General features: G+C 47.6%; 40 protein-coding genes. 7 read left to right on the top strand and 33 right to left on the bottom strand.

The genetic code is table 11. The features are described 5' to 3' along the window. Positions 1-257: 257 nt before the first annotated feature. Positions 258-1,112: a hypothetical protein gene (locus tag A10D4_RS13640; protein ID WP_008488633.1), complete on the top strand. Its 855-nt coding sequence runs from the start codon at positions 258-260 to the stop codon at positions 1,110-1,112. A 78-nt stretch (positions 1,113-1,190) separates the two neighbouring features. Here A10D4_RS13640 and rplQ read toward each other — a convergent pair whose 3' ends face one another. From rplQ to rplN, 17 genes are all read right to left on the bottom strand, one after another. Beyond that, the gene (rplQ, locus tag A10D4_RS07075) at positions 1,191-1,586 is read right to left on the bottom strand and encodes a 50S ribosomal protein L17 (protein WP_008488634.1); all 396 of its coding nucleotides are present in this window, start codon (positions 1,584-1,586) and stop codon (positions 1,191-1,193) included. A gap of 38 nt (positions 1,587-1,624) precedes the next feature. Beyond that, a complete protein-coding gene (locus A10D4_RS07080) occupies positions 1,625-2,614 on the bottom strand; it encodes a DNA-directed RNA polymerase subunit alpha (protein WP_008488636.1) in 990 nt (329 codons plus the stop codon). Between the two features lie 25 nt (positions 2,615-2,639). Next, positions 2,640-3,260, bottom strand: coding sequence for a 30S ribosomal protein S4 (rpsD, locus tag A10D4_RS07085; RefSeq protein ID WP_008488637.1), 621 nt, complete (start codon positions 3,258-3,260; stop codon positions 2,640-2,642). Positions 3,261-3,288: 28 nt separating this feature from the next. Continuing rightward, positions 3,289-3,678 (bottom strand): 30S ribosomal protein S11, encoded by a 390-nt coding sequence (rpsK, locus tag A10D4_RS07090; RefSeq protein ID WP_008488638.1) that lies wholly within the window; start codon positions 3,676-3,678, stop codon positions 3,289-3,291. A gap of 13 nt (positions 3,679-3,691) precedes the next feature. Beyond that, complete coding sequence (rpsM, locus tag A10D4_RS07095; protein WP_008488639.1) at positions 3,692-4,048, bottom strand: 30S ribosomal protein S13; 357 nt, start codon at positions 4,046-4,048, stop codon at positions 3,692-3,694. A gap of 122 nt (positions 4,049-4,170) precedes the next feature. Then, positions 4,171-4,284: a 50S ribosomal protein L36 gene (gene rpmJ, locus A10D4_RS13860; RefSeq protein ID WP_008488641.1), complete on the bottom strand. Its 114-nt coding sequence runs from the start codon at positions 4,282-4,284 to the stop codon at positions 4,171-4,173. Between the two features lie 25 nt (positions 4,285-4,309). Then, positions 4,310-5,638: a preprotein translocase subunit SecY gene (gene secY, locus A10D4_RS07100; RefSeq protein ID WP_008488642.1), complete on the bottom strand. Its 1,329-nt coding sequence runs from the start codon at positions 5,636-5,638 to the stop codon at positions 4,310-4,312. A gap of 5 nt (positions 5,639-5,643) precedes the next feature. Further along, entirely contained in the window at positions 5,644-6,078 is a 435-nt protein-coding gene (gene rplO, locus A10D4_RS07105; RefSeq protein WP_008488643.1) for a 50S ribosomal protein L15, read from the bottom strand. A 4-nt stretch (positions 6,079-6,082) separates the two neighbouring features. Next, positions 6,083-6,265, bottom strand: coding sequence for a 50S ribosomal protein L30 (gene rpmD / locus A10D4_RS07110; protein ID WP_008488644.1), 183 nt, complete (start codon positions 6,263-6,265; stop codon positions 6,083-6,085). Positions 6,266-6,271: 6 nt separating this feature from the next. Beyond that, positions 6,272-6,772 (bottom strand): 30S ribosomal protein S5, encoded by a 501-nt coding sequence (rpsE, locus tag A10D4_RS07115; protein ID WP_008488645.1) that lies wholly within the window; start codon positions 6,770-6,772, stop codon positions 6,272-6,274. A 9-nt stretch (positions 6,773-6,781) separates the two neighbouring features. Further along, positions 6,782-7,135, bottom strand: coding sequence for a 50S ribosomal protein L18 (rplR, locus tag A10D4_RS07120; protein WP_008488646.1), 354 nt, complete (start codon positions 7,133-7,135; stop codon positions 6,782-6,784). A 9-nt stretch (positions 7,136-7,144) separates the two neighbouring features. Further along, positions 7,145-7,678, bottom strand: a complete 534-nt coding sequence (rplF, locus tag A10D4_RS07125) for a 50S ribosomal protein L6 (protein ID WP_008488647.1) — start codon at positions 7,676-7,678, stop codon at positions 7,145-7,147. A gap of 14 nt (positions 7,679-7,692) precedes the next feature. Next, a complete protein-coding gene (rpsH, locus tag A10D4_RS07130) occupies positions 7,693-8,085 on the bottom strand; it encodes a 30S ribosomal protein S8 (RefSeq protein WP_008488648.1) in 393 nt (130 codons plus the stop codon). A 26-nt stretch (positions 8,086-8,111) separates the two neighbouring features. After that, on the bottom strand, positions 8,112-8,417 hold the full coding sequence (rpsN, locus tag A10D4_RS07135; RefSeq protein ID WP_008488649.1) for a 30S ribosomal protein S14: 306 nt from the start codon (positions 8,415-8,417) through the stop codon (positions 8,112-8,114). Between the two features lie 11 nt (positions 8,418-8,428). Further along, positions 8,429-8,968 (bottom strand): 50S ribosomal protein L5, encoded by a 540-nt coding sequence (gene rplE / locus A10D4_RS07140; protein ID WP_008488650.1) that lies wholly within the window; start codon positions 8,966-8,968, stop codon positions 8,429-8,431. 19 nt (positions 8,969-8,987) lie between these two features. Continuing rightward, the gene (gene rplX / locus A10D4_RS07145; protein WP_008488651.1) at positions 8,988-9,302 is read right to left on the bottom strand and encodes a 50S ribosomal protein L24; all 315 of its coding nucleotides are present in this window, start codon (positions 9,300-9,302) and stop codon (positions 8,988-8,990) included. A 10-nt stretch (positions 9,303-9,312) separates the two neighbouring features. Then, a complete protein-coding gene (gene rplN / locus A10D4_RS07150) occupies positions 9,313-9,681 on the bottom strand; it encodes a 50S ribosomal protein L14 (RefSeq protein WP_008488652.1) in 369 nt (122 codons plus the stop codon). A 651-nt stretch (positions 9,682-10,332) separates the two neighbouring features. Between rplN and A10D4_RS07160 the strand changes: the two genes are divergently transcribed. Genes A10D4_RS07160 through A10D4_RS07185 form a run of 6 tightly spaced genes read left to right on the top strand, consistent with a single transcriptional unit; the run spans position 10,333 to position 16,163 of the window. Then, positions 10,333-13,122 (top strand): monovalent cation/H+ antiporter subunit A, encoded by a 2,790-nt coding sequence (locus A10D4_RS07160; protein ID WP_008488653.1) that lies wholly within the window; start codon positions 10,333-10,335, stop codon positions 13,120-13,122. Position 13,123: 1 nt separating this feature from the next. Next, complete coding sequence (locus tag A10D4_RS07165) at positions 13,124-13,468, top strand: Na+/H+ antiporter subunit C (protein ID WP_008488654.1); 345 nt, start codon at positions 13,124-13,126, stop codon at positions 13,466-13,468. 2 nt (positions 13,469-13,470) lie between these two features. Beyond that, the gene (locus A10D4_RS07170) at positions 13,471-15,000 is read left to right on the top strand and encodes a monovalent cation/H+ antiporter subunit D (protein WP_008488655.1); all 1,530 of its coding nucleotides are present in this window, start codon (positions 13,471-13,473) and stop codon (positions 14,998-15,000) included. Beyond that, complete coding sequence (locus A10D4_RS07175; RefSeq protein WP_008488658.1) at positions 14,990-15,496, top strand: Na+/H+ antiporter subunit E; 507 nt, start codon at positions 14,990-14,992, stop codon at positions 15,494-15,496. Before A10D4_RS07170 ends, A10D4_RS07175 begins: the two co-directional genes overlap by 11 nt. Then, positions 15,490-15,759, top strand: a complete 270-nt coding sequence (locus A10D4_RS07180; protein ID WP_008488659.1) for a K+/H+ antiporter subunit F — start codon at positions 15,490-15,492, stop codon at positions 15,757-15,759. Before A10D4_RS07175 ends, A10D4_RS07180 begins: the two co-directional genes overlap by 7 nt. 14 nt (positions 15,760-15,773) lie before the next feature. Beyond that, complete coding sequence (locus A10D4_RS07185; RefSeq protein ID WP_008488660.1) at positions 15,774-16,163, top strand: Na+/H+ antiporter subunit G; 390 nt, start codon at positions 15,774-15,776, stop codon at positions 16,161-16,163. A 41-nt stretch (positions 16,164-16,204) separates the two neighbouring features. On the opposite strand, the gene A10D4_RS07190 is transcribed toward A10D4_RS07185, so the two are convergent. From A10D4_RS07190 to A10D4_RS07260, 16 genes are all read right to left on the bottom strand, one after another. Further along, a complete protein-coding gene (locus A10D4_RS07190) occupies positions 16,205-17,644 on the bottom strand; it encodes a porin family protein (RefSeq protein WP_008488661.1) in 1,440 nt (479 codons plus the stop codon). Beyond that, positions 17,637-19,190, bottom strand: coding sequence for a BCCT family transporter (locus tag A10D4_RS07195; protein ID WP_008488662.1), 1,554 nt, complete (start codon positions 19,188-19,190; stop codon positions 17,637-17,639). The genes A10D4_RS07190 and A10D4_RS07195 overlap by 8 nt, the downstream gene beginning before the upstream one ends. Before the next feature lie 177 nt (positions 19,191-19,367). After that, complete coding sequence (gene rpsQ / locus A10D4_RS07200) at positions 19,368-19,631, bottom strand: 30S ribosomal protein S17 (protein WP_008488663.1); 264 nt, start codon at positions 19,629-19,631, stop codon at positions 19,368-19,370. Continuing rightward, positions 19,631-19,822, bottom strand: coding sequence for a 50S ribosomal protein L29 (gene rpmC / locus A10D4_RS07205; RefSeq protein ID WP_008488664.1), 192 nt, complete (start codon positions 19,820-19,822; stop codon positions 19,631-19,633). Before rpmC ends, rpsQ begins: the two co-directional genes overlap by 1 nt. Further along, on the bottom strand, positions 19,822-20,235 hold the full coding sequence (gene rplP, locus A10D4_RS07210; RefSeq protein ID WP_008488666.1) for a 50S ribosomal protein L16: 414 nt from the start codon (positions 20,233-20,235) through the stop codon (positions 19,822-19,824). Before rplP ends, rpmC begins: the two co-directional genes overlap by 1 nt. Before the next feature lie 11 nt (positions 20,236-20,246). Then, the gene (gene rpsC, locus A10D4_RS07215) at positions 20,247-20,936 is read right to left on the bottom strand and encodes a 30S ribosomal protein S3 (protein ID WP_008488667.1); all 690 of its coding nucleotides are present in this window, start codon (positions 20,934-20,936) and stop codon (positions 20,247-20,249) included. A gap of 10 nt (positions 20,937-20,946) precedes the next feature. Further along, positions 20,947-21,279 carry a 50S ribosomal protein L22 gene (rplV, locus tag A10D4_RS07220; protein ID WP_008488669.1) on the bottom strand — a complete coding sequence of 111 codons (333 nt, stop codon included), beginning with the start codon at positions 21,277-21,279 and terminating at the stop codon, positions 20,947-20,949. Between the two features lie 13 nt (positions 21,280-21,292). Next, a complete protein-coding gene (gene rpsS / locus A10D4_RS07225) occupies positions 21,293-21,571 on the bottom strand; it encodes a 30S ribosomal protein S19 (protein ID WP_008488670.1) in 279 nt (92 codons plus the stop codon). An 11-nt stretch (positions 21,572-21,582) separates the two neighbouring features. Continuing rightward, the gene (gene rplB / locus A10D4_RS07230; RefSeq protein WP_008488671.1) at positions 21,583-22,407 is read right to left on the bottom strand and encodes a 50S ribosomal protein L2; all 825 of its coding nucleotides are present in this window, start codon (positions 22,405-22,407) and stop codon (positions 21,583-21,585) included. A 15-nt stretch (positions 22,408-22,422) separates the two neighbouring features. Continuing rightward, positions 22,423-22,725 carry a 50S ribosomal protein L23 gene (gene rplW / locus A10D4_RS07235; protein WP_008488672.1) on the bottom strand — a complete coding sequence of 101 codons (303 nt, stop codon included), beginning with the start codon at positions 22,723-22,725 and terminating at the stop codon, positions 22,423-22,425. Further along, a complete protein-coding gene (rplD, locus tag A10D4_RS07240; RefSeq protein ID WP_008488673.1) occupies positions 22,722-23,327 on the bottom strand; it encodes a 50S ribosomal protein L4 in 606 nt (201 codons plus the stop codon). Before rplD ends, rplW begins: the two co-directional genes overlap by 4 nt. 18 nt (positions 23,328-23,345) lie before the next feature. After that, positions 23,346-23,984, bottom strand: coding sequence for a 50S ribosomal protein L3 (rplC, locus tag A10D4_RS07245; protein ID WP_008488674.1), 639 nt, complete (start codon positions 23,982-23,984; stop codon positions 23,346-23,348). 37 nt (positions 23,985-24,021) lie between these two features. Further along, positions 24,022-24,333, bottom strand: coding sequence for a 30S ribosomal protein S10 (rpsJ, locus tag A10D4_RS07250; protein ID WP_008488677.1), 312 nt, complete (start codon positions 24,331-24,333; stop codon positions 24,022-24,024). Between the two features lie 269 nt (positions 24,334-24,602). Further along, positions 24,603-25,808, bottom strand: coding sequence for a dipeptidase (locus A10D4_RS07255; protein ID WP_008488679.1), 1,206 nt, complete (start codon positions 25,806-25,808; stop codon positions 24,603-24,605). A gap of 58 nt (positions 25,809-25,866) precedes the next feature. Continuing rightward, entirely contained in the window at positions 25,867-25,992 is a 126-nt protein-coding gene (locus A10D4_RS14470; protein ID WP_272942931.1) for a hypothetical protein, read from the bottom strand. Positions 25,993-25,998: 6 nt separating this feature from the next. Next, the gene (locus tag A10D4_RS07260; RefSeq protein WP_008488680.1) at positions 25,999-26,304 is read right to left on the bottom strand and encodes a hypothetical protein; all 306 of its coding nucleotides are present in this window, start codon (positions 26,302-26,304) and stop codon (positions 25,999-26,001) included. Positions 26,305-26,477 lie beyond the last annotated feature (173 nt).

Consider the following 26,477-nt stretch of genomic DNA (forward strand, 5'->3'; position numbering starts at 1 on the left):
ATTATAAGGATCATTGGCGTGGGTGCAAGGGCTTTTTTAAAAAAAACTTTTAAGCGGCTATTTTTCACCCAAAAGCAGTCAACTGTTTACATTTAGGCAAACTTAATGTAGAAATTTTAAGCTCATCTAAGGAAAGATAATGAACTCATGATACGGTTACGTATCTTAATATATCGTAGCCACCATAATTAGAATCGATCGCTAAGCACGATTTAGACATCGGCGACATATACGATTTGCCAGAGACAGGTTTGATCATGAAAAAATTGCTGACTGCAGTAAGTGTGAGCATTATCTTAAACAGCACAGCTTTTGCGTTGCCAGATAATCACTCCACCAATGGCCAACAGCCAGAACATCAAACACCGTATCATTACCTTGATCCCGATAGCGAAAAACTGTTACCAACCTACCTACGTTTGTTTCGTGACTACGATAAAAGAAACTTTGCTATTACCCGCTCCGTTAGAATTTTGCTAAAACACTACCCGCAACATGTCGAAGCAATTTTATTATCAGCTTTTCATCAGCAGCCCGAACGCTACCGACAAATTATCAGCGCGGCCATTAACGCTGAGCCAGCCTTAACGCAAGACGTTATCGGTGTAGCGATGAATATTGGTATTTCCGATACCGCGGAAATAGTAAAGACCGCGATTTTAGCAGAACCAAGTTATGCCGACGATATCGTTCAAGTTGCTAGTCATATGCAACCGCAAGAAGTCGAGCATATCGTGCGCGTCGCTATTGATGCGGAGCCGGACCTCGCCGACGAAATTGTACGTAGCGCCGCCGACAGTCAGCCCAACAAAATTAGTGAAATATTTCTTAGCGCGTTAAAAGCAATTCCTGCAACCGCAAGCTATATTGCCGAATCGGTCAGCAGTCTATGGCAAGAAGACGATAGTGACTTAGGAGCCCTAGAGACTATTCCGTTAAATAATCCAGCGCAAACCGCAGCCATCAAGCAGCGCGAACAAGCACGTTTACGTGAAATACTCGTGGGCGCGATTAACGCGGGGATACCTCAATCTGAACTCAGCAATATCGCTTATGCGGTTGGCATCAGCGAGACAGAACTTGAGGCCATGTATGCCAGTGCCGATGACTAAGCCCTAATCATTATCGCCACAGCAGACACAAAAAAGCCGGTCTAATGACCGGCTTTTTTAATCGATACTCAACGTATCTTATTCTTCAACTGCTTCTTCAACTTCCGCAGTTTCTACTTCACGACCGACTAACTCAACGTAAGCCATAGGTGCATTGTCACCAGTACGGAAGCCACATTTCAAGATACGAGTGTAACCACCCGGACGCTCTTGGTAACGTGGACCTAAATCGTTGAACAATTTACCTACTACTTCTTTATCACGAGTACGAGCGAAAGCTAGGCGACGATTCGCCACGCTGTCTTGCTTAGCTAACGTGATTAAAGGCTCAATAACGCGACGCAGTTCTTTCGCTTTAGGCAAAGTCGTTTTGATCACCTCGTGGCGAACTAACGAACTAGCCATGTTACGAAACATCGCTTGGCGATGGCTGCTGTTACGGTTGAGTTGACGACCACTCTTACGATGGCGCATACCTATACCCTTCTCAGTAAATCTCTATCCAAGGTGACTTAGTCTTTATCAACCAAGCTCGCTGGTGGCCAGTTCTCTAAGCGCATGCCTAAAGACAAGCCGCGAGAGGCCAACACGTCTTTAATTTCAGTCAACGATTTCTTACCTAAGTTAGGAGTTTTTAACAACTCAACTTCGGTGCGTTGTACTAAATCACCAATGTACTGAATAGCTTCTGCTTTCAAACAATTCGCTGAACGAACAGTCAGTTCTAAGTCGTCTACCGGGCGCAACAGAATCGGATCAAACTCCGGCTTCTCTTCGCGCTCTTCCGGTTCACTAATATCACGAAGCTCAACGAAGGCCTCTAACTGTTCAGCAAGAATCGTTGCTGAACGGCGGATCGCTTCTTCAGGATCCAAGGTGCCGTTGGTTTCCATATCAATGACCAGTTTGTCTAGGTCAGTACGTTGCTCAACACGAGCCGACTCAACATTATATGCAATGCGAGCGACAGGGCTGAACGACGCGTCGACCAATAAACGACCGATCGGACGCTCATCATCCTCGACAGATTGACGAGCTGTCGCAGGTACGTAACCACGACCGCGCTCAATTTTGATACGCATTGACAAGTCAGTATCGCCTGTCAAGGTACAAATCAAGTGCTCCGGGTTGACGATTTCAACATCACCATCGTGCGTGATGTCGCCTGCTTTAACTGGGCCTGCTCCGGATTTATTCAAAGTCAGAGTTGCTTCGTCTTTACCCTCAAGACGCACTGCTAAGCCTTTTAGGTTTAGCAAAATCTCGATGATGTCTTCTTGCACACCCTCTTTGGTGCTGTACTCGTGCAATACACCGTCGATTTCAACTTCAGTTACTGCACAACCGGGCATAGACGACAATAAAATACGACGTAAAGCATTACCCAGCGTATGACCAAAGCCACGCTCCAGAGGTTCTAGAGTCACTTTGGCATGGGTCGGACTGATCTGCTCAATGTCGACTAACCTTGGCTTTAGGAATTCGGTAACAGAACCCTGCATTGTGTCCTCTCTTTATGCTTAAGCTTTACTTAGAGTAAAGCTCTACGATCAACTGTTCGTTAATGTCAGCAGACAAGTCGCTACGCTCTGGAAGACGTTTAAACTGGCCTTCCATGCCTTTGCTGTCTACTTCCACCCATACTGGCTTTTCGCGTTGTTCTGCGAGTTCCAGTGCGGCTGCGATACGTGCCTGCTTCTTCGCTTTTTCACGCACAGACACTACATCTTCCGGACGAACCGTGAACGATGGAATGTTTACAACTTGGCCATTAACTACCACAGCTTTGTGGCTGACCAGCTGACGCGCTTCAGCACGAGTTGATGCAAAGCCCATACGATAAACGACGTTATCCAGACGTTGCTCGAGCAGTTGCAACAGGTTTTCACCAGTATTGCCTTTCAGTCGTGCAGCTTCTTTATAGTAATTACGGAATTGCTTTTCTAAGACGCCGTACATACGACGAACTTTTTGCTTTTCACGCAACTGCAGACCGTAGTCAGACAGGCGGCTACGACGCGCACCGTGCTGACCTGGCGCAGTTTCGATTTTACATTTTGAATCGATTGCGCGAACGCCGCTTTTCAGGAACAGGTCTGTACCTTCGCGGCGGCTAAGCTTGAGTTTTGGACCCAAATATCTTGCCATGATCTTTCTCCAACTATCGATTCACGCCTTAAACGCGACGTTTCTTCGGCGGACGACAACCGTTGTGAGGAATCGGTGTCACATCAGTAATGTTTGTAATGCGGTAACCGACAGCGTTCAGTGCACGAATCGATGATTCACGACCTGGACCGGGACCTTTGACAAACACTTCCAGATTTTTCAATCCGTATTCCTTCGCCATCTCGCCCGCACGTTCCGCAGCTACCTGAGCAGCGAATGGCGTTGACTTCCGTGAACCACGGAAACCTGAACCACCGGCTGTTGCCCATGCTAGTGCGTTACCCTGACGATCAGTGATGGTAACGATAGTGTTGTTGAAAGACGCATGAATATGAGCCATGCCGTCTGCGACTTGCTTTTTAACGCGTTTCCGAGAACGAGTTGGTGTTTTAGCCATGTCTCACTCCCCCTTACTTCTTAATGGGCTTACGCGGACCTTTACGGGTACGCGCATTGGTTTTAGTGCGCTGCCCACGTAAAGGCAAGCTACGGCGATGACGAAGACCACGGAAACAACCTAGGTCCATCAAGCGTTTGATATTCATTGATACTTCACGACGTAAATCGCCTTCGACAGCGAATTTGCCTACAGCTTCACGAAGTGAATCCAGTTTTTCTTCTGACAATGAACCGATGGTAGTATTTTCAGCAATACCCACAGCTTCTAAGATGTGCTTAGAACGGGTTAAGCCGATACCATAAATTGCAGTCAAAGCAATGACCGCATGTTTATTGTCAGGAACGTTAATGCCAGCGATACGGGCCACTAACACGTCTCCTATAGTTAAAGGGCACCAGTCGAAAAGCCCGTTAGGATACTCAACCGGTTACCAGATTGCAAATTTTCAAAGTCCGCAACCGTTAACGGGTTACGGACTTTGCCTTCGAATCAACCTTGCCGCTGCTTGTGCTTAGCGTCGCTGCAGATGACTCGCACAACACCGTTGCGCTTGATCACTTTACAGTTACGGCAGATTTTCTTCACGGAAGCACGAACTTTCATTGCTACTCTCCGTACGTTTCTAACCCTAGCGGCCGTAGCCTTTCAGATTAGCTTTCTTCAGAACAGAATCATATTGATGAGACATCAAATGAGTCTGCACCTGCGCCATAAAGTCCATAATGACTACAACAATAATTAGCAAAGATGTACCACCAAAATAGAAAGGTACGTTCCAGCCGATCATCATGAACTCAGGAATCAGACAGACAAAGGTAATGTATAAGGCACCAGCCAATGTCAATCGGGTCATAACTTTGTCAATATAACGCGAGGTCTGTTCACCTGGGCGGATGCCCGGAATGAACGCGCCAGACTTTTTCAAGTTATCAGCTGTATCACGCGGATTAAATACCAGCGCGGTATAGAAGAAGCAGAAAAAGATAATTGCAGCTGCATAGAGTAATGCATACAACGGCTGACCCGGTGACACAGTCATCGAAATCTGCTGCAGTATATCAGCAAACATACCGTCACCGGAACCCACTGATGATGCAATGGTGCTCGGGAACAGAATGATACTCGACGCAAAGATGGGTGGAATAACACCCGCCATATTAACTTTTAACGGTAAATGCGTGCTTTGCGCAGCGAACACCTTACGGCCTTGCTGACGCTTAGCATAGTTAACGACGATACGACGTTGACCACGCTCGACGAACACTACGAAATAAGTGACCGCCACCACGATTACACCGATTAATAACAGTAACAGGACATTCAAGTCGCCCTGACGAGCCTGTTCTGCTGTTTGCCCGATTGCCGACGGTAAGCCCGCGACAATACCCACAAAGATAAGGATAGAGATACCGTTACCAATCCCACGTTCGGTAATTTGCTCACCTAACCACATTAAGAACATGGTTCCGGTAACCAAACTCACCACAGCCGTGAAATAAAAGCCAAAGCCTGGGTCAATGACCAAGCCTGGCATAAAGTTCGGTAGGCCTGTGGCAATACCAATAGATTGGAAGGTTGCGAGTATTAACGTACCCCAACGCGTATATTGGCTTATCTTACGTCGACCAGCCTCACCTTCTTTCTTCAATTCAGCCAAGCTAGGTACAACGACACTAGCCAACTGCATAATAATTGAAGCAGAAATATAAGGCATGATACCTAACGCAAGAATCGATGCGCGCTCAAGCGCACCACCGCTGAACATGTTAAACATGGCAACGATGGTGTCTTTTTGCTGCTCGAATAATTGTGCCAATACAGCGGTATCTACACCAGGAACTGGCACAAAGGAGCCAGCGCGGAATACGATAATCGCACCCAACACGAATAGCAGGCGACGTTTCAATTCCGACAAGCCACCTTGTGCTCTTTTTGATTCCAATCCTGGTTTAGCCATTTGCACTATCCTTCGATTTTGCCGCCAGCGGCTTCAATTGCTTCGCGAGCGCCTTTAGTAACCTTGATGCCTTGAACGCTAACTTTACGTGATAATTCGCCAGATTTGACGACTTTCACGTTAAGTACGTTTTTACGTACCAGGCCGGCTGCTTTAAGCGCTGCCAAATCAACGACATCACCGTCTACTTTAGCGATTTCATTCAACGTAACTTCGGCTGTTACCAGCGACTTACGTGAACTGAAACCAAACTTAGGCAGACGACGTTGAATCGGCATTTGACCGCCTTCGAAACCTGGCTTAACGGTACCGCCAGAACGAGACTTCTGACCTTTATGACCGCGACCACCAGTTTTACCCAGACCAGAGCCAATACCGCGTCCGAGACGTTTTTTACTGCTTTTAGCACCAGGTGCAGGCGCGAGTGTGTTTAGATACATAGTCTTAACCCTCTACCTTTACCATGTAGTTCACTTGGTTAACCATTCCGCGGACGGCTGCAGTATCTTCCAACTCAACCGTGTGACCAATGCGGCGGAGACCCAAGCCACGCAGTGTCGCTTTATGCTTCGGTAAACGACCGATTGAGCTACGCGTCTGTGTTACTTTGATTGTCTTGTTCGCCATTGCTCACTACCCCAAAATGTCTTCAACGCGCAATCCACGCTTAGCCGCCACTTGTTCTGGCGACTTCATGTTGTTTAGCGCCTTAATGGTGGCACGAACAACGTTGATTGGGTTGGTTGAACCATATGCTTTAGACAGCACGTTGTGTACGCCTGCGACTTCCAGTACTGCACGCATCGCACCACCGGCGATGATACCTGTACCTTCTGAAGCGGGCTTCATGAATACCTGTGAACCTGAATGACGGCCTTTAACAGGATGCTGCAGGGTTTCGCCCTTCAGCTCAACGCTAACCATGTTACGGCGTGCTTTTTCCATTGCTTTTTGAATCGCAGCTGGAACTTCACGAGCTTTACCATAACCAAAGCCAACTTTACCTTTGCCATCGCCAACCACAGTAAGAGCCGTGAAGCTAAAGATACGACCACCTTTAACAACTTTGGCTACACGATTAACCGTGATCAACTTCTCAATCAGTTCACCGTTTTGAGCTTCTACATTTGCCATGTTCGTCTCCTAGAACTGAAGTCCTGCTTCACGGGCTGCGTCAGCCAATGCGGCAACACGACCGTGGTACTTAAAACCACTACGATCAAAAGAAACGTCTTTGACGCCTTTTTCCATCGCGCGTTCAGCAATTGCTTTACCGACTGCTTTAGCGGCTTCGATGTTGCCGGTTTTACTAACCTGCTCACGAATCACTTTTTCTGCAGTCGAAGCGGCTGCTAGTACTTCAGAACCATTCGGTGCGATGAGTTGTGCATAAATATGCCGTGGTGTACGGTGAACAACCAGGCGGTTTGCACCCAACGCTTGAATCTTTTTACGTGCGCGAGTAGCACGACGTAAGCGAGCTGCTTTCTTGTCCATCGTATTACCCTACTTTTTCTTCGCTTCTTTACGGCGCACTTGCTCATCGGCATAACGAACACCTTTACCTTTATAAGGTTCAGGCTTACGGTATGCGCGAATATTAGCGGCTACTTGGCCAACTAACTGCTTGCTTGCGCCCTTGACAACGACTTCAGTCTGGCTAGGAGTTTCGATCGTGATACCTTCTGGAATCTCGAACTCAACCGGATGCGAGAAGCCCAACGTTAAATTGAGTTTTTTACCTTGTGCTTGCGCACGGTAACCAACACCAATTAACTGCAGCTTACGCTCAAAACCTTGACTGACACCCAATACCATGTTGTTCAACAAAGCTCGCGCCGTACCCGCTTGAGCGGTTGCATTAGCAACGCCTTCGCGAGCAATGGTACGCAGTTCTTGATCTTCTTGAACTACTTCAACAGCTTCGTGGACAACCTGACTCAATGAGCCTTGGGCACCTTTAATTGTCACTTCCTGACCGTTTAACGTAACGTCAACACCAGCAGGAATCGTGATAGGTGCTTTAGCAACACGTGACATATCCGTCCTCCTGTTTACGCTACGAAACCGATAACTTCACCGCCAAGGCCGGCTTTACGCGCGGCGCGGTCAGTCATCAGACCTTTAGAAGTTGAGACAACTGCGATACCCAATCCGCCCATTACCGTTGGCAATTCGTTGCGTTTTTTGTAGATACGCAGACCAGGGCGACTCACGCGCTCAATCGACTCAATAACAGGCTTACCTTCAAAGTACTTCAGGACAACTTCTAACTCAGGTTTTACTGAATCTTCAGCGCTGAAGTCAGTGATGTAACCTTCTTCTTTAAGCACTTGGGCAATTGCCACTTTTTGCTTAGAAGCAGGCATTTTCACAGACACTTTGTTGGCACCCTGACCGTTGCGGATGCGTGTAAACATATCCGCAATAGGATCTTGCATGCTCATATTCTTTCTCCCGTGACTCTCGTGGCTTACCAGCTAGCTTTTTTCAAGCCAGGAATTTCACCGCGCATCGCCATCTCACGGACCTTGATTCGGCTCATGCCGAATTTACGAAGGAAACCATGAGGACGACCAGTAATACGACAACGATTACGTTGACGCGAAGTACTGGAATCACGTGGAAGCTTCTGCAATTGTAACACGGCTTCCCAACGCTCTTCGTCAGATGCGTTCGGGTCACTAATGACCGCTTTCAGTGCGTGACGTTTCTCAGCGTACTTAGCAGCAAGCTTTTGACGCTTGAGTTCACGCATTTTCATTGACTCTTTTGCCATAACTCTACACCTTACTTTTTGAACGGGAAGTTAAAGGCAGCCAGCAAAGCACGAGCTTCGTCATCAGTGCCAGCATTGGTGGTGATAGTAATATCAAGACCACGGACTCGGTCGACTTTATCAAAGTCAATTTCCGGGAAGATAATCTGCTCACGAACACCCATGCTGTAGTTACCACGACCATCGAACGATTTAGGGTTCAGGCCGCGGAAGTCACGAATACGTGGGATTGCAATCGAAATAAGACGTTGCAAGAAGTCCCACATACGCTCGCCGCGCAGAGTTACTTTACAGCCAATCGGGAAGCCTTCACGGATTTTGAAGCCAGCGACAGATTTACGAGCTACAGTTTTAATCGGCTTTTGACCAGAAATTGCTTCCAGGTCCGCCACTGCGTTGTCGAGAATCTTTTTGTCTGCCAGAGCTTCACCCACACCCATATTGAGGGTGATTTTCTCAATCCGAGGGACTTGCATGACGCTGTTGTAGCCGAACTCTTTAACAAGTTCAGGAACTACTGATTCTTTGTAAAAATCATGCAGTTTCGCCATCGTAAAACTCCAATGTTAATTAAATGATTGCGTTGTTCGATTTGAAGAAACGGACTTTTTTGCCGTCTTCAAAGCGGAAACCAACACGATCTGCTTTATTCGTCTCTGGATTCAGGATCGCCACGTTAGAAACGTGGATAGAAGCTTCTTGCTCAACGATGCCGCCAGATACACCCATTGCCGGATTTGGCTTCTGGTGTTTCTTGACAACGTTTACGCCTTCAACAACTACGCGATTCTGTTCAGGTAAAACTTTCAGCACTTTACCGCGCTTACCTTTGTCTTTACCTGCCAGGACAACGATTTCGTCATCACGTCTAATTTTTGCCGCCATAATTGACTCCTTATAGTACTTCTGGTGCCAATGAGATGATCTTCATGAATTGCTCAGAGCGCAATTCACGAGTCACTGGCCCAAAGATACGAGTGCCAATAGGCTGTTGGTTGTTGTTTAACAACACAGCCGCGTTGCGGTCAAAACGAATGACCGATCCGTCTTGACGACGGACGCCTTTCTTGGTGCGAACGACCACCGCGTTGACAACATCACCTTTTTTCACTTTACCGCGTGGAATTGCTTCCTTGACAGTAACTTTGATGATGTCGCCGATATTTGCGTAACGGCGGTGCGAACCACCTAGAACCTTAATACATTGTACGCTGCGCGCGCCGGAGTTATCGGCCACGTCCAGGGTAGTTTGCATTTGGATCATTTCAGTGCCCCGCTTGGTTAAAAAAACAGACCCTCTCGGGTCGTGCTGCCTTTATAGATTTTCCCCTTTTAAAAAGGGCGGCGAATTGTAACAGATAAAAAAAGCAGGTGGTAGGGCTAATTTGAAATAAATGAAGCTGTTGCGGCCACGCGGTAACTATTGCGGTGGTCTAACTTAATGTGGGCTTAAGCTCGCAACCTGTGTTGCCCACAAAAGTAAGCGTAATCGAACACTCAAAGATGGTATCGGAGTTTATCTTATTATCCAAGGAATTCATCGTAGTAGTTGGCAAACTGTTAAGGCTAATGATAGATTCAAGTTGAATTATCGAATATCGAGGTGGTTATGGCGCTGCACAACTTAGTTGCACAGCAGGCTGTCCCAAACAATACGCTCCAACATGTCGTCGCACAACGCTTAGCCTGCTGTTTATTAGCGGCGGTACGTGCGGTGGCGCCACTATGGACGTTATCACCACGCTATTCTCGTCGGCCTTATTGGACCGATCCTCCCGTTGTATCCTAATTGAGGGCAAATCTGCCCGGCACTTACGTTAATGTAAGTATCGCTAAGTTCGACAATACATCTCTGTTGCAATGTAAACGCGGCTCACTCCGTTAGCGTCTGGAGTGCCATGACAGAAGGACTGCCATGAGTTTATTGCTAATTTTACTGTTACCCCTGGTGGGAACAGCCTTGCCGTTATTAATGCGGCAAACATCGCGGGCGGCTATCACTTGGTCGGCACTGTTACCCACGTTGGCAGCATTATCGTTACTGCTATATAGCGCACCGCAAACGCTAGCTGGGCAAACTCCACAGTTTTTATTTCCGTGGTTAAGCAATTTAGGCTTGGACATCGCATTGCGCTTGGACGGCTTATCATTATTGTTTGCCGGATTAATTTTAGGTATCGGCGTGCTGATTATTGCTTACGCCCACTATTATTTATCAAGCAAAGATGATGTTCCGCGCTTCTATACCTCGCTGCTGTTATTCATGGCTGCCATGCTTGGCATCGCCATGGCCGATAATCTGTTGTTTATGTGGGTGTTCTGGGAACTCACCAGTTTATCGTCATTTTTGCTGATTGGTTATTGGTACCATAGTAGCGATGCACGACGTGGCGCCCGCATGGCCTTAGCCGTTACCGGCGGTGGCGGTCTGGCACTATTAGCTGGCATTTTATTATTAGGCCACATCGTCGGAAGCTACCAAGTTGACGACGTCATTTCGGCCGCGGCCGAAATTCGTGAGCACGCGCTGTATGTACCTATTTTATTGTTAGTGTTACTCGGTGCTTTTACCAAGTCGGCACAGTTCCCTTTTCAGTTTTGGTTACCGCACGCCATGGCCGCACCAACACCCGTGAGCGCTTACTTGCACTCCGCCACCATGGTTAAAGCGGGCATCTTCTTAATGGCGCGCTTACATCCGGTATTAGCTGGCAGCGAGTGGTGGTTCTACATAGTGACACTAACCGGGCTGGTTACACTACTGGTTGGCGCTTACTTTGCCATTTTGAAACACGACTTAAAGGGCTTGCTAGCGTTTTCAACCATTAGCCATTTAGGTTTGATCACTATGCTATTGGGGATAGGCTCGCAAGTCGCAGTGGTTACCGCGCTGTTCCACATTATTAACCATGCTACCTTTAAAGCCTCGTTGTTCATGATCGCCGGCATTATCGACCATGAATCCGGTACCCGCGATATGCGTAAGCTGAATGGCTTATTGAGCTACATGCCGATTACTGCCACGGTAGCCATGGTTGCCGCAGCATCGATGGCCGGTATTCCACCGTTTAACGGCTTCCTATCCAAAGAAATGTTCTTTGATGCCTCGGTGCAGCAACATCTATTTGGCGGACTGTCATGGGCACTACCCGCTTTGGCAACCTTAGGCGCCATGCTATCGGTGGCCTATTCAATTCGCTTTATTCACGATGTATTTTTTAACGGCGAACCGAAAGACTTGCCGAAAACACCACACGACCCGCCACGCATGATGTTGCTGCCGGTATTTATCTTGGTGTTGCTCTGTATTGCTATCGGACTGTTACCGATGACCTTAGTTCAGGGCGTGCTGATGCAAGCTGTAGCTGCAGTCACTTTACGCCTACCTGAACTAGATATTGCGCTTTGGCATGGCTTTAACATGCCATTATTAATGAGTGCGATAGCGTTAGTCGGAGGCGCGGTCATTTACCTATCTCGACATCACTTATTCAGCTTTAACCGCCAATTCGATGCGATTGACGCAAAGCAGCTGTTCGAACATGCCGTGCAACGTAGTACCGACCGCGCCAGTGCCTTTTTTGAACGCTTTGACACCGGTTCATTACAACGCTATCTCGCGTTAATTTTTGTTACCGTATTGCTAATGCTGATACCGGCTGTGGCTGAAATTAACTTTCTCGGCGGCAGCCGGCCACAATTGCCGATAGACATGGTCAGTATGGTCGGCGCTATTTTACTGGTGGTCGGCGCTATGGGCGTTGCCATCTTCCATCGGCAGCGACTAACCGCGCTGTTAATGCTGTCGGTAGTAGGCCTGATGGTATCACTAGCGTTCGCACACTTCTCGGCACCAGACTTGGCGATGACCCAGTTAATTGTTGAAGTAGTCAGCATTTTATTAATGATTTTGGCCTTGTTTTTTATGCCGCAACGCACTGCTCGGGCGTCCAGTGGGCACCGCGTGGCACGTGATGTCATTATTGCCAGTGGCATCGGTGGTTTGGTCGCGTCATTGAACTACGCCATCCTCACACGGCCGTTCGAATCAATTTCAGATTTCTTTTTAGCCAATGCCAAAACCGGTGGCGGCGGCACCAATGTTGTTAACGTCATACTGGTTGACTTTCGTGGCTTCGATACGCTCGGTGAAATCACCGTGTTAGCGATTGCCGCAGCAGGTATTCATAAACTGTTGAACAAATTGCGTCCATTTATGCCGTCCAGCGACGTCGACGGACGTCCTTGGCATCGTATTCGTCACCCACTGATGCTCACTACCGTGGCACGTATGCTGCTGCCAATGGCGCTGATTGTTGGTGTCTACATCTTCATGCGCGGCCACAACTTACCCGGCGGCGGTTTTATCGCCGGACTCATTACTGCCAGCGCGATGATCTTGCAATACATGGCTAGCGGGGTTGATTGGGTTAAGGCTCGCTTTGACCTCAACTACCAATCATTAATGTCGGTGGGTGTACTTATCGCGACCTTAACCGGCTTAGGCTCTTGGGTCTTTGATAAGCCCTTCCTGACCTCGTGGTTTACCTATTTGGAATGGCCATTAGTGGGTAAATTCGAATTTGCCACCGCCTTGCTGTTTGACCTTGGCGTTTATTTAACCGTCATTGGCGCCACCATGATGATTTTGGCTAACTTTGGCAAGATGACTACGCGTCACCGCCCAACGCAGGAGGGCAACTAATATGGAAGCGCTATACGCGATCACTGTTGGTATCTTGACCGCATGCAGTGTGTTTCTGATTTTACGAGGACGCTCTTTTCCTATCGTTATCGGTATTACTATGCTGTCCTATGCCGTCAACTTATTCTTATTCTCTACCGGCCGTCTAGTCATCGGTGAGAATCCGATTTTAGGTAGTGGCGACAGTTATACCGATCCGTTACCACAAGCATTGGTACTGACCGCTATTGTTATCGGTTTCGCTATGACCGCCTACTCAATTATCTTAGCGGTTCGCGCTCGCGGTGAAATAGGCACCGATGAAGTCAATGATTTAGACACTCACAACGACACGGAGGGTCGATAATCATGTGGCCGATGCATTTAGCCATTTTACCCATTTTAATTCCGCTGTTCGCCGGCTTGCTGCAGCTCTTGCAGTGGGGCGAAAATCCGCAACCAATACGCCGTACCATTGGTATTATCGCCTGTTTGCTACAATTAGTGGTCAGTATTGCCTTACTGCTGCAAGTGCAACAGCACAACATTATCGTTTATGCGCTTGGTAATTGGCAGGCACCCTTTGGCATTGTGCTCAGCGTCGATCGCTTAAGCAGTTTAATGGTATTGCTAACAGCGGTATTAGCCTTGCCAGTCTTGCTTTATGCGTGCTTTGGCATTGATAACCTGGGGTCTCACTTTCAGGCGCTATTTCAATTTCAATTGATGGGTATTTACGGCGCTTTTTTAACCGGCGACTTATTTAACCTATTTGTATTTTTCGAAGTGCTACTCATTTCAAGTTATGCGTTACTCATGCACGGTGGCGGTAAATTCCGTATCCGCGCCTGCTTACATTACGTACTCATTAACTTGGCCGGTTCGGCATTATTCCTCATCGCTTTAGGCATTCTTTATGGTAGCACCGGCACTCTAAATATCGCCGACATGGCACAAAAAGTAGCGCTGCTACAAGGCGACGACGCCGCGATCGCAAAAGCGGGTGCGCTGCTGCTGTTGGTCGTATTTGGTATAAAAGCGGCGATTTTGCCCCTACACTTTTGGCTACCGCAAGCCTATTCAACCACTTCTGGGGTAGTGGCAGCGCTGTTTGCCATCATGACTAAGGTCGGTATTTATGCAATAGCTCGCGTATATACATTGATTTTTGGCGCTAACGCCGGTGTCTTAGCGATGGTCGGTAACGACTGGATCTGGGTGCTCGGTTTGCTCACCTTAGTCGTTGGTGCTATCGGCGTCATGTCAAGCCGCGACCTACGCATGTTGGTTGCTTATCTGGTGGTCATTTCCGTCGGTACCATGATGGCAACGCTGAGCTTCGCAAACGAGCGAGCAATAAGCGCCGTATTCTTTTATCTGGTGCACTCAACACTAATAACCGGCGCGTTATTCCTGCTCGCCGATGTGATGTCGGCACAACGCGGTAAAACGGCATCGCGTATTGTCTCAGGACGACGCATGGCGCAGCACAGTCTGCTAGCAGTCATGTTCTTTGTCGCCGCTATTGCGGTCATCGGTATTCCACCGTTGAGTGGCTTTATTGGCAAGCTGTTTATCTTAGAAGCCGCACGTATGGGTAATGAAACCGCGCTGCTGTGGCCAATAATACTAGTCAGTAGCTTAGTCGTGATTATCACCATGGCCCGCGCTGGTAGTAAAATGTTTTGGCACACGCTATCAGGCAAGCCTGGCGATAGTAAATCGCCAACTGGGCAATTAGTCGCCATCTCATTACTATTATCCGGCTCGGTTTTAATGACGGTGTTTGCGCAACCCATCAGTGAGTTCACTACGCAATTAGCGACCGACTTAGTCGATGGTAGTTATTATATGCAAGCCGTTTTACCAACAACGGAGGTTGCGACTCATGGTTATTAGCAGACAGTTCGGTAAACTATTCCCAGCACCGGTGTTGTCACTGATCCTGCTGGTTATCTGGGCATTACTCTTTAACTCATTGGATGCTGGCGTATTAGTGCTGGGTGCGGTGTTTGCATTATTGGTACCGATACTTTTGCAACCCGCTAAAACCGACCATCCAACGATAAAAAAGCCGTTTAAGGCCTTTCTTTACGTGCTGCAGCTTTTTTATGACATCGTTATCGCCAACTTCAAGATTTCAGTTGTTATCATTGGCTACCGACACCGCATCAAGCCAGCGTTAATTGAGTTCCCATTAACGTTAAAAGACGAGTTACCGGTCACCATATTAGCGAGCACTATCAGCCTCACGCCAGGTACTATTTCTGCTGAAATCACTCGAGGTCGTAAGGCATTGTTGATTCATTCTCTCAATGTGAAAGACCCGGAAGCCATGATCAAAGAGATTCGTGAACGCTACGAAGTTAAGTTACAGGAGATCTTCGGATGTTAGTTTACGCAGTACAGTTCGCTTTTTTGCTATTTAGCTTGTCGTTATTGCTAAATATGTGGCGACTGGTCAAAGGGCCACATTTACCCGACCGCATATTAGCTCTGGATACTATCTATATTAACTCGTTAGCGCTGTTGTTGTTATTTGGCATTCAAGAAGGCACCTCCGCTTATTTTGAAGCCGCGTTGATGATTGCCATGCTGGGCTTTGTAGGAACCGTCGCCGCTGCCAAATTCTTAATGCGCGGCGATATTATTGAGTAATAGACGAGGCTTTTATGATTTCTAATTTATCCATGCAATTGCCACAATGGGCAGACTGGTTAGCGTCGTTTTTTATCTGCCTCGGTGCCTTATTTGCTTTCATCGGTTCTTTGGGTCTGGCAATACTGCCAGACTTTTTGACCCGTTTACACGCACCAACAAAAAATACCACGGTCGGCTTGGGCGGCGTGGTATTAGGTTCAATCATTTTCTTTAGTGTGGCGGAAGGAGCCTTTCGTATTCACTTTATTTTGATTGCGTTATTCTTGTTACTCACAGCCCCGATTAGCGCCCACTTGTTAGCTAAAGCGGCTTTACACTTAGATTTACCGCGCTACAAGAAAACCACTGATTATCGCACCCAGTCCTATAACGACGAGCTAGACAAAAAAAACGGCGCTTAACTCAGCGCCGTTTTAATAAGTTTACTTGAGTTATTCAAGCGTTAGAAATAATACCCGAAGTTAATATTAAAGCGGGTATTCACCTCACCTTGATCACTGGCCATCGTACCGCCGATAAACGGCTGATTTTTCGCCCGCACTAAATCAAAGTAGGTGTAGAGGCCTCCTGACGATACCGCCATACCTAATACGTTCATCCACGTGTCTTCGCGATAGCCGCGCTTGTCGACGACTTGGCTATGATCGTTGTAAAACGTCACGTTGGTAATTGGCCCCCACTCGACAGGCATACTATAAGCTAAGTTAGCGGTATAAATCTTAGCTTCACTAGCGATGGTATCGGCATAGGCATAAGCACCAACAACAATGCCACGGTTCTCCATATCGATATCATATTGGTAATCCGCGTATTGCAGCATCACTTCCCAAGGACCATTCGTGTATACCGCGTGACCGGCCCAAGCTTTACGGTTGCCAAGGTTCTCATCGGCGCTATAAAGATTGCCGTACTGGCCTGACAGCCCCAGCTCTAAATCATGCTCATCACCAAAGGTGATGGTGCGGGCGCCCCGCAGCGCCCAGCTATTACCCTCGCCGATAGGCTGCGTAACATCGTCATAGGGTCCCTCGCCTGGTAAACGAATACCGATTGGGTCATAAGAATAGCTGTGTGTACGGTCGCTACTAGAGCCGTCTGCGCCACCCTGCTCGTCTGATTTAAAGAAGGCAATGTCGAAGTCCCACTGGTCACCACGATAAATCATCTTAGCACCAGCATCATATTCATCTTCTAAGCCAACATAAAAAGTCGAGTTAAAAAAGTAGCTGTGAGAGTTATACGGCATAATACCGAACGGCACTTTAGTTATGCCTAACTGTCCTTGCCACTCTGGCGTAAAGTTATAACCGACCCAGGCATGGTGTAACACGTCCTGATATTGGAACCAGCGATATTGTGCCGACAGGATCACGTCACCAATTTCACCATCCAGATCGAGCCTGAAGATATCGAAATCAAGGTCTCCGCCGCGCTCTTGATTGCCTTCGTTATAATCTTCATAGCTATATTGAAAGCGCACCGCACCGCCAACTCGAATTGGCCAGTTCTGTGCTTTCTCAACGTCAGTCTCTAATTGCTCTAAACGTGCCTGTACACCGCTATCACTTTGATCTAACGAACGCTGACGGTTCGCTGCGACGCTAGTCGTGGTGTTATCCGAGCTTTGCGCTTGATTGTTTGCACTATCATTGGCGCTACTGGCGACCTGTTGTTGTTGCTGCAGTTGCTTCTGCTGCTCTAACTCAGCCAAACGTGCTTGCAGGACATTTAACTGCTGCTGTAATTGCGATAGCTGCGCTTTTAACGCCGCTTGCTCGCTCTGCTGGCCTTCCATTGGCTGGCTTTGTTGCGACCAGGTAGCGCCGGGAAACGACGCTACCGCCAAGCCTACGGCAAGTGCCAAACTGCTTGGTTTATACATGGGGAGAGTCCTCTTGTAGTTTCGGATGACTATGCTTGGTGCTGTAATCTTGCTTCAAGGCGATGTACAAACAAATACCGCCGATCAGTACCACCAAAGTGAACGGTAAGCCGGTTGAAATTGCAGCCGCTTGCAGTGCTTTCAAGCCACCCCCGACCATCAAGGTTGCTGCCACCACACCTTCTAAGACAGCCCAAAATACGCGTTGTGCTTTAGGTGGGTTCAAGTTACCGCCAGAAGTCAGCATATCGATCACTAAAGAACCAGAGTCTGACGAAGTGACAAAGAAGATAACCACCAAGAATACCGCTAAGAAACTGGTTATCGTCGACCACGGTAAACTCTCTAGCATAGCAAACAGACTCATGGCATAGTCATTGCCGACTATTTCAATAAGCCCTCCGTCACCGTTAATGGCTTGCCACAAACCGTTACCGCCAAAGCCGCTCATCCACAGGAAGGTCATCGCTGACGGTACCAGCAATACGCCTAATACGAACTCTTTAATGGTACGACCTTTCGAAATGCGAGCGATGAACACGCCGACAAACGGTGACCAACCAATCCACCATGCCCAATAGAATACGGTCCACGTAGACTGCCAATCGGTCGTTTGTGCGTATGCTTGCGACCAACTCGATAGCGAGATGATATTTTGTAGATAGTGACCAGTACTTTGTACAAAGCTCTTCATGATGAACAACGTCGGACCTAAAGCGATAACAAACATCAGTAATATCGCAGCGGCGAGTAAGTTAAGCTCACTTAGACGCTTGATGCCTTTATCTAAGCCACTGACGACAGATGCTGTCGCAGCTGCTGTGATCAGCGCAATTAAGATAATTTTCATCATCGGTGATTGCGGCAGGCCTACCACGTGATGCAAGCCAGCGTTGACTTGGTCGACACCTAAACCTAACGACGTAGCGACACCAAATAACGTGGCAACGACGGCGATAATATCGACCAAATTACCCCAGAATCCATGAATACGCTCTTTTAAAATGGGATAAAACAACGAGCGCATAGATAATGGTAACCCGCGGTTAAAGGTGAAGTAGGCTAGCGACAAACCAACTAACGCATAAATGCCCCATGCGTGTAACCCCCAGTGAAGGAAGGTAATGTCCATCGCTTGCGACGCGGCTTCTAAGGTTTGTGCCTCACCTCGTGGCGGTTTAGCAAAGTGAGTGACTGGTTCGGCGACCGCCCAGAACATCAAACCGATGCCCATACCCGCGCTGAACAACATGGCCAACCAGCTTAAAAATGAGTGCGCCGGCTTCGCATCTTTACCGCCGATGCGAACATAGCGAAATCGTGATAACGCTAAATAGACAGAAAACAATAAGAAAATTTGGACACATAGAATTAAAAACCAACCGAAGTAATGAGTGACGCCGTTTCTTGCCGCATCAAATACTGACTTTGCTTGGTCTAGGTTGGTTAAGGTGCCAATAATAAAAATAAAGATGAGCGCGACGGAAACAAAAAATACCGCCTTATGCACTTCCATATGCTTATCGATGAAAGACTTGATAGACACTGAACTCTCCCGTGATTTGTTGTAGTTATTACTGCAACCGCTCAGCTAACAGTTCGAATGAGTTGAATAGTTTTACGAATTTTATCCCGTCTGTTTACGGAGTGTTAACGAAATTAGATCAAAAAAAAGGCTCCCGGGGGAGCCTTTTACGTACACGTTTAAGTGCAGCGATTCGTGTTAGATAACGACCGCGCGCTCAACAACTTCAACCAATGCCCAAGACTTAGTCTTAGAAACTGGACGAGTTTCACGAATGATAACGGTATCGCCCGCTTTGCATTCGTTGTTCTCGTCGTGAGCGTGCAGCTTAGTGGTACGGGTAATGTATTTACCGTATACCGGGTGCTTAACACGGCGAGTTACCGCGACAGTAATGGACTTGTCCATTTTGTCACTAACAACACGACCCTGCAGAGTACGAACACGTTTTTCTTCAGCCATTACGCACCTGCCTTCTGGTTTAAGATGGTTTTCACACGTGCGATATCGCGACGTACTTGTTTCATCATATGAGTTTGATTCAACTGACCAGTCGCAGCTTGCATGCGCAGGTTAAACTGCTCACGACGCAAACCTAACAACTCTTCTTGCAGTTGCTCAACGCTTTTTTCTTTCAGTTCGCTCGCTTTCATCACATCACCGTCCGAGTAACAAACGTAGTTTTGAAAGGCAGTTTACGTGCCGCTAAGCGGAACGCTTCACGTGCCAGTTCTTCTGGTACGCCGTCAATTTCGTACAGAACGCGACCAGGTTGAATCTGTGCTACCCAGTATTCAACGTTACCTTTACCTTTACCCATACGAACTTCTAAGGGTTTTTCAGTAATTGGCTTGTCTGGGAATACGCGGATCCAGATTTTACCTTGACGCTTAACGTGACGAGTCATCGCACGACGAGCCGCTTCGATTTGACGCGCAGTCATACGACCACGGTCAACTGCTTTCAAGCCGAAAGTACCGAAGCTGACTTTGTTACCTGACTGCGCCAAGCCACGGTTGCGGCCTTTGTGAACCTTACGGAATTTTGTACGCTTTGGTTGTAACATCTAGCTTCTCCTTACTTACGACCTTTGCCGCGTTTTGCTGGAGCTGGCTTCTCTTCGGTAGTGGTTGGCAAGCCGCCAAGCACTTCACCGCGGAAGATCCAGACCTTAACGCCGATAATACCGTAAGTGGTGTTGGCTTCAGCAGTCGAGTAATCGATATCTGCACGCAAAGTGTGAAGTGGTACACGGCCTTCGCGGTACCATTCGGTACGAGCGATTTCAGCGCCGCCTAAACGACCACTCACTTCCACTTTAATACCTTTCGCGCCAAGGCGAATGGCATTTTGCACGGCACGTTTCATCGCGCGACGGAACATAACACGACGCTCTAACTGACCAGCGATGTTGTCGGCGACCAGCTGAGAATCAAGCTCCGGCTTACGTACTTCTGAAATGTTGATTTGCGCAGGTGCGCCAGTCAGCTTAGAAACTTGCTGACGTAACTTCTCAACATCTTCACCTTTTTTACCGATCACCACGCCTGGACGGGCGGTGTGAATGGTAACGCGTACGCTTTTTGCAGGACGCTCAATCACGATACGAGATACAGAAGCGTTGCGCAGTTCTTTTGTCAGGAACTTACGTACCTGAAAATCACTGTGCAGGTTATCTGCAAACTCGTTTGTATTCGCATACCAGGTTGCATTCCATGGTCTGGAGATACCTAGGCGAATACCATTAGGATGTACTTTCTGACCCATAATTTATCTCCTAGCTATCCGACACGACCACAGTAATGTGGCTGGTGCGCTTAAAGATACGATCGGCACGGCCTTTCGCACGAGGCTTGATGCGCTTCATAGTTGGACCTTCGTCAACGAAGACTTTGGCAACTTTCAGCTCATCGATATCCGCACCTTCGTTGTGCTCTGCATTAGCGATTGCAGATTCCAACACTTTCTTCACCAAAGTAGCAGCCGCTTTCGGGCTGTACGCCAGTACGTCCAGTGCTTTAGCAACCGGCAGACCACGGATCTGGTCAGCAACCAGACGGCCCTTCTGCGCTGAAACGCGGGCAAATTGGTGTTTAGCAATAGCTTCCATCACTTTCTACCTCTTACCGTTTCTTCGCTTTCTTATCAGCGGCGTGGCCACGATAAGTACGGGTTGGTGCAAATTCGCCCAGCTTATGACCGATCATTTCGTCAGAAACGAAAACCGGAACATGTTGACGACCGTTGTGAACAGCGATAGTCAAACCAATCATATCTGGAATGATCATTGAACGACGGGACCAAGTTTTAATTGGCTTCTTATCCCCGGCTTCCAACGCTTTCTCCACCTTCTTTAACAGGTGAAGGTCAATAAATGGACCTTTTTTAAGAGAACGTGGCATGGTAAATCCTCTTACTTGTTGCGACGACGTACGATGAATTTATCAGTACGTTTGTTCTTACGGGTTTTGTAGCCTTTGGTCGGTGTACCCCAAGGAGTAACCGGATGACGACCACCTGAAGTACGACCTTCACCACCACCGTGCGGGTGATCAACCGGGTTCATGGCAACACCACGAACGGTTGGACGAACACCACGCCAGCGTTTGGCACCGGCTTTACCCAATTGACGAAGCATGTGTTCTGCGTTGCCGACTTCACCGATAGTCGCACGACCATCAGATTGGACTTTACGCATTTCACCTGAACGCAAACGCAAAGTTACGTACGCGCCATCACGTGCCAACAACTGGCAATAAGCACCAGCAGAGCGTGCCATTTGCGCACCTTTGCCTGGCTTCAATTCAACAGCGTGAACCACCGAACCTACCGGGATGTTGCGAAGTGGTAACGTGTTACCTGGCTTGATAGGTGCGTCAGAACCTGACTGCACTTTATCACCAACTTTTAAGTTTTTAGGTGCCAAAATGTAACGACGTTCACCATCTGCATATAACACCAAAGCGATGTTTGCTGAACGGTTAGGATCGTATTCGATACGCTCAACTTTCGCCGCAATACCGTCTTTGTCACGTTTGAAATCGATCATACGGTAATGATGTTTATGACCACCACCGATGTGACGCACAGTAATACGACCATTGTTGTTACGACCACCAGATTTGCTGTTCTTTTCCAGCAACGGTGCGTAAGGCTTACCTTTATACAGGTCTTGACCAACCACTTTAACGACGTGGCGGCGACCCGGAGATGTAGGCTTACACTTAACTACAGCCATGTTCAATTCCTCCTGTTACTCAGCGCCGCCAACGAAGTCGATGTCAGCACCTTCTTTAAGAGAGACATACGCTTTTTTCCAGTCGCTACGTTTACCGAAGCGGAAACCAGTGCGCTTTGTCTTACCCTTAACCTTAACGGTACGGACTTTCTCAACTTCAACTTCAAACAGCTTTTCAACCGCAGCCTTGATTTGCTCTTTGGTTGCGTTTAAAGCGACTTTGAATACAACGGTGTTTTGCTCTTCCGCTGAAGTCGTCGATTTTTCTGAAACGTGAGGTGCCAAAATGATATTTAGCAAACGTTCTTCGCGCATCATGACAACACCTCCTCAAGCTGTTTCACGGCATCAGCAGTCATCATAACTTTTTCAAAAGCAATCAAACTAACTGGGTCGATACCTTGAACGTCACGAACATCAACCTTGTACAGGTTACGAGAAGCCAAGAACAAGTTCTCATCAACCTCTTTGGTGACGATCAGCACGTCGTTCAGCTCTAATTCTTTCAGTTTCGCTGCCAGTTGTTTGGTCTTAGGCGCATCAACACCAAAGCTTTCAACAACAATCAGACGGTCCTGACGAATCAGTTCAGACAGGATGCTTTTGATCGCACCGCGATACATTTTTTTGTTTACTTTTTGGCTGTGATTTTGCGGCTTAGCTGCAAAAGTCACACCACCGCTGCGCCAGATTGGGCTGCGGATAGTACCAGCACGCGCACGGCCAGTACCTTTTTGACGCCATGGTTTCTTACCGCCACCAGACACTTCAGAGCGAGTCTTCTGAGCACGGCTACCTTGACGAGCACCTGCGGCATACGCCACAACTACCTGGTGAACAAGTGCTTCGTTAAACTCACGTCCAAAGGTAGCTTCGGAAACTTCAAGAGCGCCTTTTGCGTCTTTTAATGTTAATTCCATCACTAATCTCCTCAGACGTTACGCTTTGACCGCCGGCTTGATGATCACATCACCGCCGGTAGCGCCTGGGACGGCACCTTTGACCAAAAGCAAGTTACGCTCAGCGTCAACACGAACCACATCCAGTGATTGCACAGTTACACGCTCATTACCCATCTGACCAGCCATCTTCTTACCTTTGAAGACGCGACCTGGAGATTGGTTCTGACCGATTGAACCTGGTGCACGGTGTGATAACGAGTTACCGTGAGTAGCGTCCTGAGTACGGAAGTTCCAGCGCTTAACGGCACCCGCAAAGCCTTTACCTTTTGAAGTACCAACGACGTCAACTTTCTTAGTTTCTGCAAATACATCAACAGTCAGTTCAGAACCAACAGTGATATCTTCGCCTTCACCTGTTTCCAGGCGGAATTCCCAAAGTCCACGACCCGCTTCGCTGCCCGCTTTAGCAAAGTGACCTGCTAAAGGTTTGCTGACGCGATTCGCTTTCTTTTCGCCAGTAGTTACCTGAAGCGCACGATAACCATCAGTGTCTTCAGTTTTAACCTGAGTCACCCGGTTAGCCAGCACTTCGATCACAGTAACAGGAACCGATACGCCGTCTTCTTGAAAGACGCGGGTCATTCCTACTTTACGACCGACTAGACCTATAGCCATTGTTAAAACCTCTCGTGTGTCTTCCTATTACTGCCACTTAGCCCAAGCTGATTTGTACATCAACGCCCGCTGCCAAGTCCAAACGCATCAATGCGTCAACGGTTTTGTCAGTTGGGTCCATGATGTCAATCAAGCGCTTGTGAGTGCGGATTTCATATTGATCACGTGCATCTTTATTCACGTGAGGTGAAATCAACACGGTGAAGCGTTCTTTCCGAGTTGGCAGTGGAATAGGGCCACGTACCTGAGCACCAGTGCGCTTTGCTGTCTCAACGATTTCCGCTGTAGACTGGTCGATCAAACGGTGATCGAACGCTTTCAGACGAATCCGAATTCTTTGATTAGCCATAAAAAATCAAAGCCTCAAATAAAAAGAGCATTTAAAAAAGAGCACAGAAAAATACCTACACCCTGGCGCATACCGCGGGGAGGTACCTTCTACTACTTACCGTTCAATCCCCTATCGGGATTGTTGTAGAAGCTTGAAAATCAACACATTACACACTCGTAACGAATTGGCATCCAAACTTTTTACGAACTGAAAACTTATTTAAATCGCTTTAGATAAGACAGTTCGTGGGCGCGAATTATACGCACCCACCAGCAAAAGTCAACGTTTTAGGCGTCGTTTGTGTGAGCGGCGGCATAGTCTTCAACCGCTTTCCAGACTCGCATCAAGTTGCCACCCAAAATCATTTTTATCTGTTCGTCATGGTAACCACGATCAAGCAGGCCTTGCACTAAATTAGGATAGCTTGAGACATCTTTTAAACCCACGGGTAACGAATCGCCAACACCATCATAATCTGAACCAATACCCACGTGTTCAATACCAATCGTTTTGACTACATGGTCAATATGGTCTAGCACTTGTTCTAAAGTCGCATAAGGATATGGGTTATTGGCATTAATCTCAGCAATGCGCTTTTTAGCCTCGGCCGAATCTTTGCCAAATTGTTTTTCGACCGCTTGTACACGCTTTTTGATCATATCGTTGTAGCGGTTAGCTTGCTGAGCCACAAACGACGAGCCGAAGTTAATCTGAATTACGCCACCGTTCTCGGCGAGTTTTTTCAGCATATCATCGCTCATATTGCGCTCGAAGCCGGGGGTATAACTACGTAATGAGGAGTGCGAAGCAATCACCGGTGCTTTGCTGACGGCTATTGCATCATAAAACGCTTCATCACTGATGTGTGACACATCGACCATCATGCCAATGTTATTCATGGCCACCACCAGTTCTTTACCAAAGTCGCTCAAACCGTTCCATTGACGACGAATATCGTAGGACGAATCAGCAATATGGTTAGATTGCGAATGCGCTAAGGTAATGTATCGTATACCACGATCATAAAATAGTTTGAGGTTGGCTAAATCACCAGCGATTGGCGTGCCGTTTTCCATCCCCATCGCAATCGACATTAAGCCTTGTTGCTGTTGTGCATAGATATCATCGGTGTTATACGCCAAAGCAAATTTATCCGGCGCGCGCCCGACTAACGCTTCCATACTATCGATCATGCGATGAGCTAATTCACCACCGCCGCCAGACTCTTCATAAGACGCGGGAATATAAATCGACATAAACGGTGCATTCAAACCGCCTTGTTGTGCACGAGGATAATCAAAATCGCCATCTGCGGTGGCTTGAGAAACATCTTCCCAGCCATTAATGAGGCGATAAGGTACATCGATATGGGTGTCAATCAATAATGCATCGTGGGCAAGCTGCTTGGCTTTTTCGCTAGGGTTATAATCAGCCGCTGCCACGTGAAAACTTGTTGCTGCGAGTAATGTCGCAACCAGTGTTTTGGTAAACATGCCCTTTCCTTATATAACTTATAACAAGCTTTTGGGAACAAGCAGACTACCACAAACCTCACTGGCTGCGCACTACGTTAGAAACCACCACAGTCAATAGTGTTGTTAATATTGCGGCGAACACAACGCCAACCACCGGTGCAGCCAGTAACAACGCCAATACACTACTGGACAGCAAACTCATCGGCACTTACTCCGAACGCGGTTTTGCTGGTTGTGCTGATGCGGCGCTATCAACTTTGTGATCAGCAGTCGCCGCTTCGGTCGCTGAGGCTTTGGCTAATTCAGCGCTGCTGGTGCTAAACAGCTCGTCAGCCCATGCAGCAATATTGGCTTTGACTTCTGACTTGATAGCGTTGGCAAAGTGTGTCGTTAAGTTAGCAGCTTCCGCGGCGATACTTGAACTGACCTGTTGTTGAATGTCATCTTGCGCACTGGCTTGATAACTAACGGTTAATACTAAAGCGGCGCATGCAGTTAAGGTTAAAGCTTTCATGATGTTCTCCTTTAAATGAATCGATAATGACAGAGCGTTTTTGTTGTACTGCTTTCGTTTCTGTCGCTATGACTAATTCAAAGGTTGTGCCAACATCAAAATAAAAATTCAAACCATTGATTTAAAAGAAATAATTAAAATAAAAAAGACATCAAATAAAACCTTCGGATGAT

The organism is Idiomarina xiamenensis 10-D-4 (genome assembly GCF_000299895.1).
In the GTDB taxonomy this organism is placed as follows: domain Bacteria; phylum Pseudomonadota; class Gammaproteobacteria; order Enterobacterales; family Alteromonadaceae; genus Idiomarina; species Idiomarina xiamenensis.

Bases quoted from the DNA above. Each gene is read 5' to 3' on its own strand.
- A10D4_RS13640 (WP_008488633.1), top strand. From the start codon at position 258: ATGAAAAAATTGCTGACTGCAGTAAGTGTGAGCATTATCTTAAACAGC.
- rplQ (WP_008488634.1), bottom strand. From the start codon at position 1,586: ATGCGCCATCGTAAGAGTGGTCGTCAACTCAACCGTAACAGCAGCCAT.
- A10D4_RS07080 (WP_008488636.1), bottom strand. From the start codon at position 2,614: ATGCAGGGTTCTGTTACCGAATTCCTAAAGCCAAGGTTAGTCGACATT.
- rpsD (WP_008488637.1), bottom strand. From the start codon at position 3,260: ATGGCAAGATATTTGGGTCCAAAACTCAAGCTTAGCCGCCGCGAAGGT.
- rpsK (WP_008488638.1), bottom strand. From the start codon at position 3,678: ATGGCTAAAACACCAACTCGTTCTCGGAAACGCGTTAAAAAGCAAGTC.
- rpmJ (WP_008488641.1), bottom strand. From the start codon at position 4,284: ATGAAAGTTCGTGCTTCCGTGAAGAAAATCTGCCGTAACTGTAAAGTG.
- secY (WP_008488642.1), bottom strand. From the start codon at position 5,638: ATGGCTAAACCAGGATTGGAATCAAAAAGAGCACAAGGTGGCTTGTCG.
- rplO (WP_008488643.1), bottom strand. From the start codon at position 6,078: ATGTATCTAAACACACTCGCGCCTGCACCTGGTGCTAAAAGCAGTAAA.
- rpmD (WP_008488644.1), bottom strand. From the start codon at position 6,265: ATGGCGAACAAGACAATCAAAGTAACACAGACGCGTAGCTCAATCGGT.
- rpsE (WP_008488645.1), bottom strand. From the start codon at position 6,772: ATGGCAAATGTAGAAGCTCAAAACGGTGAACTGATTGAGAAGTTGATC.
- rplR (WP_008488646.1), bottom strand. From the start codon at position 7,135: ATGGACAAGAAAGCAGCTCGCTTACGTCGTGCTACTCGCGCACGTAAA.
- rplF (WP_008488647.1), bottom strand. From the start codon at position 7,678: ATGTCACGTGTTGCTAAAGCACCTATCACGATTCCTGCTGGTGTTGAC.
- rpsH (WP_008488648.1), bottom strand. From the start codon at position 8,085: ATGAGCATGCAAGATCCTATTGCGGATATGTTTACACGCATCCGCAAC.
- rpsN (WP_008488649.1), bottom strand. From the start codon at position 8,417: ATGGCAAAAGAGTCAATGAAAATGCGTGAACTCAAGCGTCAAAAGCTT.
- rplE (WP_008488650.1), bottom strand. From the start codon at position 8,968: ATGGCGAAACTGCATGATTTTTACAAAGAATCAGTAGTTCCTGAACTT.
- rplX (WP_008488651.1), bottom strand. From the start codon at position 9,302: ATGGCGGCAAAAATTAGACGTGATGACGAAATCGTTGTCCTGGCAGGT.
- rplN (WP_008488652.1), bottom strand. From the start codon at position 9,681: ATGATCCAAATGCAAACTACCCTGGACGTGGCCGATAACTCCGGCGCG.
- A10D4_RS07160 (WP_008488653.1), top strand. From the start codon at position 10,333: ATGAGTTTATTGCTAATTTTACTGTTACCCCTGGTGGGAACAGCCTTG.
- A10D4_RS07165 (WP_008488654.1), top strand. From the start codon at position 13,124: ATGGAAGCGCTATACGCGATCACTGTTGGTATCTTGACCGCATGCAGT.
- A10D4_RS07170 (WP_008488655.1), top strand. From the start codon at position 13,471: ATGTGGCCGATGCATTTAGCCATTTTACCCATTTTAATTCCGCTGTTC.
- A10D4_RS07175 (WP_008488658.1), top strand. From the start codon at position 14,990: ATGGTTATTAGCAGACAGTTCGGTAAACTATTCCCAGCACCGGTGTTG.
- A10D4_RS07180 (WP_008488659.1), top strand. From the start codon at position 15,490: ATGTTAGTTTACGCAGTACAGTTCGCTTTTTTGCTATTTAGCTTGTCG.
- A10D4_RS07185 (WP_008488660.1), top strand. From the start codon at position 15,774: ATGATTTCTAATTTATCCATGCAATTGCCACAATGGGCAGACTGGTTA.
- A10D4_RS07190 (WP_008488661.1), bottom strand. From the start codon at position 17,644: ATGTATAAACCAAGCAGTTTGGCACTTGCCGTAGGCTTGGCGGTAGCG.
- rpsQ (WP_008488663.1), bottom strand. From the start codon at position 19,631: ATGGCTGAAGAAAAACGTGTTCGTACTCTGCAGGGTCGTGTTGTTAGT.
- rpmC (WP_008488664.1), bottom strand. From the start codon at position 19,822: ATGAAAGCGAGCGAACTGAAAGAAAAAAGCGTTGAGCAACTGCAAGAA.
- rplP (WP_008488666.1), bottom strand. From the start codon at position 20,235: ATGTTACAACCAAAGCGTACAAAATTCCGTAAGGTTCACAAAGGCCGC.
- rpsC (WP_008488667.1), bottom strand. From the start codon at position 20,936: ATGGGTCAGAAAGTACATCCTAATGGTATTCGCCTAGGTATCTCCAGA.
- rplV (WP_008488669.1), bottom strand. From the start codon at position 21,279: ATGGAAGCTATTGCTAAACACCAATTTGCCCGCGTTTCAGCGCAGAAG.
- rpsS (WP_008488670.1), bottom strand. From the start codon at position 21,571: ATGCCACGTTCTCTTAAAAAAGGTCCATTTATTGACCTTCACCTGTTA.
- rplB (WP_008488671.1), bottom strand. From the start codon at position 22,407: ATGGCTGTAGTTAAGTGTAAGCCTACATCTCCGGGTCGCCGCCACGTC.
- rplW (WP_008488672.1), bottom strand. From the start codon at position 22,725: ATGATGCGCGAAGAACGTTTGCTAAATATCATTTTGGCACCTCACGTT.
- rplD (WP_008488673.1), bottom strand. From the start codon at position 23,327: ATGGAATTAACATTAAAAGACGCAAAAGGCGCTCTTGAAGTTTCCGAA.
- rplC (WP_008488674.1), bottom strand. From the start codon at position 23,984: ATGGCTATAGGTCTAGTCGGTCGTAAAGTAGGAATGACCCGCGTCTTT.
- rpsJ (WP_008488677.1), bottom strand. From the start codon at position 24,333: ATGGCTAATCAAAGAATTCGGATTCGTCTGAAAGCGTTCGATCACCGT.
- A10D4_RS07255 (WP_008488679.1), bottom strand. From the start codon at position 25,808: ATGTTTACCAAAACACTGGTTGCGACATTACTCGCAGCAACAAGTTTT.
- A10D4_RS14470 (WP_272942931.1), bottom strand. From the start codon at position 25,992: ATGAGTTTGCTGTCCAGTAGTGTATTGGCGTTGTTACTGGCTGCACCG.
- A10D4_RS07260 (WP_008488680.1), bottom strand. From the start codon at position 26,304: ATGAAAGCTTTAACCTTAACTGCATGCGCCGCTTTAGTATTAACCGTT.